The 6,447-nt window shown below is 68.8% G+C and carries 8 protein-coding genes and 1 pseudogene; 4 read left to right on the plus strand and 5 right to left on the minus strand.

The features are described from left to right. A partial coding sequence (locus RMO04_RS01645) for a TonB-dependent receptor domain-containing protein (RefSeq protein ID WP_309643055.1) occupies positions 1–1,906 on the plus strand: 1,906 nt, incomplete at its 5' end. A gap of 25 nt (positions 1,907–1,931) precedes the next feature. Here the strand turns inward: RMO04_RS01645 and RMO04_RS01650 are convergent. Then, positions 1,932–3,236 carry a sorbosone dehydrogenase family protein gene (locus tag RMO04_RS01650; protein ID WP_309643056.1) on the minus strand — a complete coding sequence of 435 codons (1,305 nt, stop codon included), beginning with the start codon at positions 3,234–3,236 and terminating at the stop codon, positions 1,932–1,934. 225 nt (positions 3,237–3,461) lie between these two features. On the opposite strand from RMO04_RS01650, the gene RMO04_RS01655 reads away from it, so the two are divergent. The 3 genes from RMO04_RS01655 to RMO04_RS01660 are packed head-to-tail and all read left to right on the plus strand — an operon-like array spanning position 3,462 to position 4,148. Next, entirely contained in the window at positions 3,462–3,743 is a 282-nt protein-coding gene (locus tag RMO04_RS01655; RefSeq protein ID WP_309643057.1) for a hypothetical protein, read from the plus strand. 36 nt (positions 3,744–3,779) lie between these two features. After that, on the plus strand, positions 3,780–3,893 hold the full coding sequence (locus RMO04_RS21145; RefSeq protein ID WP_405041449.1) for a hypothetical protein: 114 nt from the start codon (positions 3,780–3,782) through the stop codon (positions 3,891–3,893). 6 nt (positions 3,894–3,899) lie between these two features. Beyond that, positions 3,900–4,148 carry a hypothetical protein gene (locus RMO04_RS01660; protein ID WP_309643058.1) on the plus strand — a complete coding sequence of 83 codons (249 nt, stop codon included), beginning with the start codon at positions 3,900–3,902 and terminating at the stop codon, positions 4,146–4,148. Position 4,149: 1 nt separating this feature from the next. Here RMO04_RS01660 and RMO04_RS01665 read toward each other — a convergent pair whose 3' ends face one another. From RMO04_RS01665 to RMO04_RS01680, 4 genes and pseudogenes are all read right to left on the minus strand, one after another. Next, on the minus strand, positions 4,150–4,722 hold the full coding sequence (locus tag RMO04_RS01665) for an SCO family protein (RefSeq protein WP_309643059.1): 573 nt from the start codon (positions 4,720–4,722) through the stop codon (positions 4,150–4,152). After that, entirely contained in the window at positions 4,722–5,171 is a 450-nt protein-coding gene (locus tag RMO04_RS01670; RefSeq protein WP_309643060.1) for a copper chaperone PCu(A)C, read from the minus strand. The genes RMO04_RS01665 and RMO04_RS01670 overlap by 1 nt, the downstream gene beginning before the upstream one ends. A gap of 64 nt (positions 5,172–5,235) precedes the next feature. Next, on the minus strand, positions 5,236–6,210 hold the full coding sequence (locus RMO04_RS01675) for a TonB-dependent receptor (RefSeq protein WP_309643061.1): 975 nt from the start codon (positions 6,208–6,210) through the stop codon (positions 5,236–5,238). 6 nt (positions 6,211–6,216) lie between these two features. Further along, a pseudogene (locus RMO04_RS01680) lies at positions 6,217–6,447 on the minus strand (TonB-dependent receptor); the annotation flags it as partial.

Below are 6,447 nucleotides of genomic sequence, written 5' to 3' on the forward strand. Positions count from 1 at the left end.
GATGGGGACCTCGACCGCCCTCGACATGGTTCAGCGGCTGCCGGGATTCACCTTCGACAAGGGCGCGGCGGTGCGGGGGCTCGCTGGCGCGGGCGGCAATGTGCTGATCGACGGCGAGCCGCCGGTGTCGAAGAACGACACGCTGGAGGAGGTGCTGAAGCGCATCCCCATCGGCTCGATCGTCCGCATCGACGTGATCCGCGGCGCAGCGCCTGGCATCGACATGCAGGGCCGCACCGTCATGGCCAATGTGGTCCGCAAGCAAGCAGCCGGCGCGCGGGGGGCCGCCAGCGTCTCGGTGCATCCGCTGTCGGACGGGCGGGTGCTGAACGCGCTGCGCGCCGAGGGGCAATGGCGCTGGAACGGCAAGCTCGCCGAGCTCTCCATGGTCCATGGCAAGGGGCCTGACGACAGCTATGGCGACGGGCCGCGGGTCCGCTACGGGCCCGCCGGCCAGACGCTGATCCGGTCGCTGGTCGACGCCGACGCCCAGGGCGAGCGCCGCTGGCTGACCGGCGCCTTCGAGACCCCGCTGGCCAAGGGACGGCTGCGGATCAACGGCGCCTACATGGACAACGTGTCGGACGTCGAACTGTACGACCGGCTGAGCGTCCCCGGCCTGACCCGCGAGGACGAGCGGATCAGCAACGATCGGCTGCAGGCCGAACTCGGCGGCCGCTACACCCTGCGGTTTGGCGCGACATCGCTGGAGGCCGTCGGGTTTCAGCAGTGGAACAATGTCGACACCCAGGCGCGGTTCACCAGCCCCGCCGTCAACCGCCTGTTCACCAGCGACAAGAAGGTCACCGAGACGGTCGGCCGGTTCAATTTGCGCCGCCGGCAGACCGACACCCTGTCGCTGGAAGCGGGCGTGGAAGGGGCGTTCAACGGTCTGGACTCCGAGACCGGCTTGACGGTCAACGGCGCCCGCGTCGTCGTGCCCGCCGCCAATGTGCGGGTGGAGGAGAAGCGCGCCGAGGTGTTCGCCCTCGCCACTTGGCGGCCGATCGCGGAGCTGACGGTGGAGGGCGCGCTGCGCCAGGAAGCCTCGAAGATCACCTCGACGGGCGATGTGCGCCTGGAGAAGTCGCTGTCGTTCACCAAGCCCCGCGCTGCGCTGACCTGGGCGCCGAACGCGGCCAACCAGGTGCGCCTGCGCCTCGAGCGCGAGGTGAGCCAGCTCAACTTCGATGACTTCGTGGCCTCGTCCTCGGTGGCGAGCACCGGGGTGGTCCTGGCCGGCAATCCCGACCTGTCGCCGCAGCAGGCCTGGGTGGTCGAGGCCGCGCTGGAGCGGCGGTTCTGGGGGAGCGGGGCGGCGGTGCTGACCCTGCGCCACTTCGAACTGAGCGATGTGATCGACCGCGCGCCCATCGGCTCGGGATTGGTCGTCGCCGACGGACCGGCCAATATCGGCGAAGGAACCAAGGATGAGCTGGCCGCGAGCCTCTCCGCGCCGCTGGCCCGGCTGGGCGTAAGGAACGCCACGTTCCGCGGCCAGGTCACCTGGCGCGAGTCCGCGGTGACCGATCCCGCGATCGGGCGACAGCGCGAGATTTCCGGTTTGAATCCGGTGAGTTGGGATGTTCATTTCACCCAGGACCTACCGAGGTGGAAGGCGATCTGGGGCGTCGACGTGTTCGGGGGCTTCCGCGAGACCTTCTACCGCCTGACCGAGATTGAGACCCGCAAGTTCGAGACCTTCGTCACCGTGTTCGCGGAGCTGAAGCCGCGCCCGGACCTTGTCCTTCGCATCGAGGCGCAGAACGTCGGGGAGCGCGACGTGGCGCGTGTTCGCGAGGTCTATGCCGGTCCGCGCAGCACGGCCGCCATCGCCTACACCGATGTGCGGGACCTGGAATGGGGTCGCGCCCTCTTCGTCCGCCTTCGCAAGACCTTCGGGTAAGGGCGGGGCCGGTGGGGGCGAACCCCTAGGGCTTGGTCGGAGCCACCCGCCAGACGATCTTGCCCACGTCGTCGGCCACCAGAAGGCCGCCGGTCTTGTCGACCACCACGCCGACGGGACGGCCCTGGGCCTGATCCTTGCCATCAAGGAACCCCGTCAGGAACGCCTGCGGCGGACCCGACGGCTTGCCGCCGGCGAAGGGGATGAAGACGACGCGGTAGCCGCTGGGCGGCTTACGGTTCCACGAGCCGTGCTGGCCGATGAACACGCCACCCTTGTAGGCCGCCGGGAAGGCGTCGGCCTTGCAGAAGGCCAGGCCCAGCGACGCGGTGTGGGGGCCGAGCGCATAGTCCGGCGCGATGGCCTTGGCCACCAGGTCGGGGCGCGGCGGCTTGACCCGAGCGTCCACCGTCTGGCCGTAATAGCTGTAGGGCCAGCCGTAGAAGCCGCCGTCCTTCAGGCTGGTCATGTAGTCGGGCACCAGGTCGTGGCCCAGCATGTCGCGCTCATTGACCGCCGTCCAAAGGGCGCCGGTGACCGGCTCCCAGTCCAGCCCGTTGGGGTTGCGCAGGCCCGAGGCGTAGATTCGCACCGGCCCCGCCGGCAGGGTGTATTCCAGCACCGCGGCGCGGCTGGTCTCGGCCTCCATGCCGTTCTCGCCAATGTTCGAGTTCGAGCCGACCGTGGCGTAGAGCTTGGTCCCGTCGGGACTGGCGAGGACGTTCTTGGTCCAGTGATGGTTGATCGGACCGCCAGGCAGGTCGAAAACCTTCTCACCCGCGCCCGTCACGGCGGTCTGGCCCGCGACATAGGGGAATTTCACCACCGCGTCGTCGTTGGCCACATAGAGCGTGTCGCCGACCAGGGTCATGCCGAAGGGCCGCGTCAGGCCGGTGGCGAAATCGGTCTTGAGTTCGGCCACCCCGTCGCCGTCGGCGTCGCGCAGCAGGACGATCTTGTTGGGGCTTTTGCCGGCGGCGCCGGCCTTCTCCTGCATCATGTTGGCGATCCAGCCCTGGATGCCTTTGGGCGGCTTGGCCTCGGTCGAGGCTTCGGAAACCAGGACGTCCCCGTTGGGCAGGACCAGCAGCCAGCGCGGATGCGAGAGCCCCGACCCGAAGCGGGTGACGGTGAACCCGGCCGGGGCGGTGGGCGCGCCGGTCGCGCTCCATCCCACCGCCTTGCGCGCGTTGACCGTGGGCAGGCCGCCGGTCTGGGGTTCGGGCAGGGCCGGCTTGGCGCCAAAACCCACGAAGGGTTCGGGCGAGCCCTGGGAACAGGCGCCGAGCGCCAGGGCGGAGAGGCCGACGGTGATGAGCATGGGACGCATGGTGTCTCTCGATATCGATCCGCTGAACCGGCCGGGACTCTCCGGCCTTCAGCGGCACCATAGCCCAACACGGAGCGTTGGGCGCGGTTGCGTCGCGCCCCGATTGATGCCCCGTCCGCTCGCGGGGCGTGTTATTGTCGCGAAAAGGAAACCGGCCGATCGGCCGGGAAGGGTGCAAACCGCCGCGCGTCGCGCGTCTTGGCGCCCGCTCCTGAAAGCGTCAGCATGCTTCGCGCCGCCGAACTTGAGCGTCAGATCCTGGCGCTGGAGCCGCGACTGATGGTGTCCGCCATCAGTCTCACCCACGACCCCGTCCAAGCGCGGACCCTGGTCGCCGAGACCTTGACGATCGCCCGTGATCCCGAGCATGCCGCCGGCGAAGTGGTCGACGCTCAGGTGTGGATGTTCCGCCTGCTGCGGCAGCGTTTCCATGTTCTTGGCCGCGACCAGGAGCGCCGACGTTCGCGCGCGGGCGCCGTTGCGGTTCCCGCCATTCTGGGCGCCTAGTCGCCCCACACCTCAATCCCGCAACAGGAGGCTTCCATGGCCAAGGGTCAGAAGAAGAGCAACAAGGAAACCCGGAAACCCAAGACCGCCAAGGTCAAGGCGACCGACGCGCCGAAGTCGTTCCTGACGCCGCCGTCGAACAAGAAATAGGGCCACATGGCGCGCGAAACCGTCCACCTCGTCCAGGCCTACACGGCTGGTCGAGGCCAGGCCCTGAAGTCCGAACCCGCCGTGGCCTGCGCCACGGCGGAGGATGCGCGCCGCAAGGCCGAGCGGCTCTCGACCCTGCGGCTGGGCGTCGTGGCCTATTCCGCCTCGGCTGACACCGAGATGGGCGACTACGACGAAAACCCGGTGATTCTGTTCCGGGCTGGGCGCCTGCCGCCACCCTTCGACGAGCTGTAGGTCAGCCCCGGATCAGCTTGCGGAGCTGGCCGATGGCCCGCTCGCCCGGCGCGCCGTATCCGATAGGCTCGACAAACCGCCCCTTGGCGTCGAACAGGTAGATCGCCGAGGAGTGGTCGACGGTGTAGCCGTCGTCCGTCGGGACCTTGGCGTAGTAGACCCGATAGGCCTTGGCCACCGCCGCGACCGCCTCCGGGGAGCCGGTGAACCCCTGGATCCGCGGGTCGAAGTTCGACAGGTAGGTCTTGAGTTGAGCGGGCGTGTCGCGCTCGGGGTCCACCGAGACGAAGACCACGTTCAACCGATCGGCGTCGGGCCCCAGCGCCTTCAGCCAGTTGGTCAGCTCGGCCATGGTGGTCGGGCAGATCTCGGGGCAGTAGGTGAAGCCAAAGAAGATGGCCGTGGGCTTGCCCAGCAGCGTCTTCTCGGTGACGGGACGACCTGAGGCGTCCACCAACGCGAAGGGCCCGCCGATCCGGATGGCGGTCTGCGAGGCCCCGGTCTCCTGGGGCATGGGTCCGCAGGCGGTCAGCCCCAGGGCGACGGCGAGAACCGCCGATGTGAAGGCGCGCATCAGTGATGCGGCGCGGCGGCGGCCGCGTCCCGGATCGGCGCCTGGATCGTCTGGGCCGGCGCCTTCTTGAATGTCAGGGTCAGCGGCACGGTCCCACCCGCCGCGAGGGGTTGGTTGGGTCCTATGATCATCAGGTGCTCCGCGCCGGGTTTCAGCACAACCGCCTTGCCCGCCGGCAAGGTCAAGCCGTCCTTCAACTGGCGCATGCGCATGATGCCCCCGGTCATGCTCATGGTGTGGATCTCTCCCCGCTTGGCGGCCGGCGTCCCCACCGACACGAGCTGGTCATCGACGCTTGCGGTCAGGGTCAGGTAGCACCCGCCGGACAAGGCGCCGACCGGCGCGGCGCGGCACCAGGCGCCGCTCACGGCCACCGCAGCAGGCGTCTCCGTCGCCGGCGCGCAGGCGGCCGCGAGGGTGAGGGCGAAGAGGGCGAAATAGGACTTCATGGTCAGGCTCCTGCCTGCTGCGCCGCGCGACCGCGCGACCGGTGAAGGGATAGGCGGGTCATCGTCAGAACGCCACGGTCACGCCGCCGAACAATGCGCGGCCGTCGCCTGGCCAATAGGCCGCGGCCCCGACGGCGTTGGGCAGGATCTGGCCCTGGACGTTGGAGACGTAGGCCTCGTCGGTGATGTTCCGGGCGTCGAGGAACAGCGAGACCTTGTTGTTCACGGCCAAGCCCAAGTTGAGGTTGAGAATCGCGTAGGACGGGCTCTTGACGGTGTTGGGATAGTCGACCCAGGCGTCGGAGGCCGACCACTCCACCGAGGGCGCCACGAACCAGCCGCCGGGGTGCTCGTAGCGCAGCTCCGCCCGGTAGAAGTGCTCCGGCACGATGGGCAGCTGGTTGTCGCCGTATTGCCTATCGCCGTCGAAACGGAAGTCCGACCAGGTGTAGGTCTGGCGCAGCCGCCATTGGGGGGCGAGGCGCCAGTCCAGCGCCGCTTCCAGACCCTGGTGGATCGTCTTGTCGGCGTTGAAGGTCGAGGCCGGGATGTTCGGGCCGACCGTGAACTGCAACATCTCGTTGTCGAGCTGGGCGCGGTACAGGGTGACGTCCCAGGTCAGCGGCCCTCGGCGACCCCGTGTCCCGATCTCGGCGGTCCAGGCCTCCTGCGCCTCGACGGGGGCGAAGCCGGTTCCCGTCGGCGACAGCGAACCGTGGTTCGGCGGCTCGACCGACTTGGTGAGGTTGGCGAAAACCTGCGCGCCTTGCTCATCTTCCCAGATCAGACCGATCCGAGGCGCGACCCAGTCGAAGTCCTTCGATGCGCTGAGGTTGAAGGTGCTGGGAGCGCCGGGCACGGCGAAGCCGCGATAGTCGCGGGTCGCCACGCCCCAGGTCGCGCCCGCCACCACGGCCAGGTGCTCGCTGACGAACAGCCGGCCCTCGCCGAACAGATCGCCGGCCGTGGCGTTCTGCTGGGAGATCGAGGTCGGAGCGCCGCGTGCGCCCCGGATGTTGGCGTAAAATTTGGAGTCCAGATCGCCCTAGCGCAGCCATAGTCCGGCGAAGGCGTCCGCCCGCATCCCGCCGATCTCGCCGTCCCAGTCCAGCCGGCCAAAGACGCCGTAGTTGCGGCTCTGCTGGTCGATCACCTGGAAAATCGGATGATCCAGGTCTTTCCAGATGGCGTAGGCGCCGCCTTCGAAGACCAGGTCGTCATTGACCCGCCAGGTCGTTCGCAGCGAGCCGCGCAGGCCCCGGACATTGCGGCCCTG

The organism is Phenylobacterium sp. (assembly GCF_031412415.1).
Classification (GTDB): domain Bacteria; phylum Pseudomonadota; class Alphaproteobacteria; order Caulobacterales; family Caulobacteraceae; genus Phenylobacterium.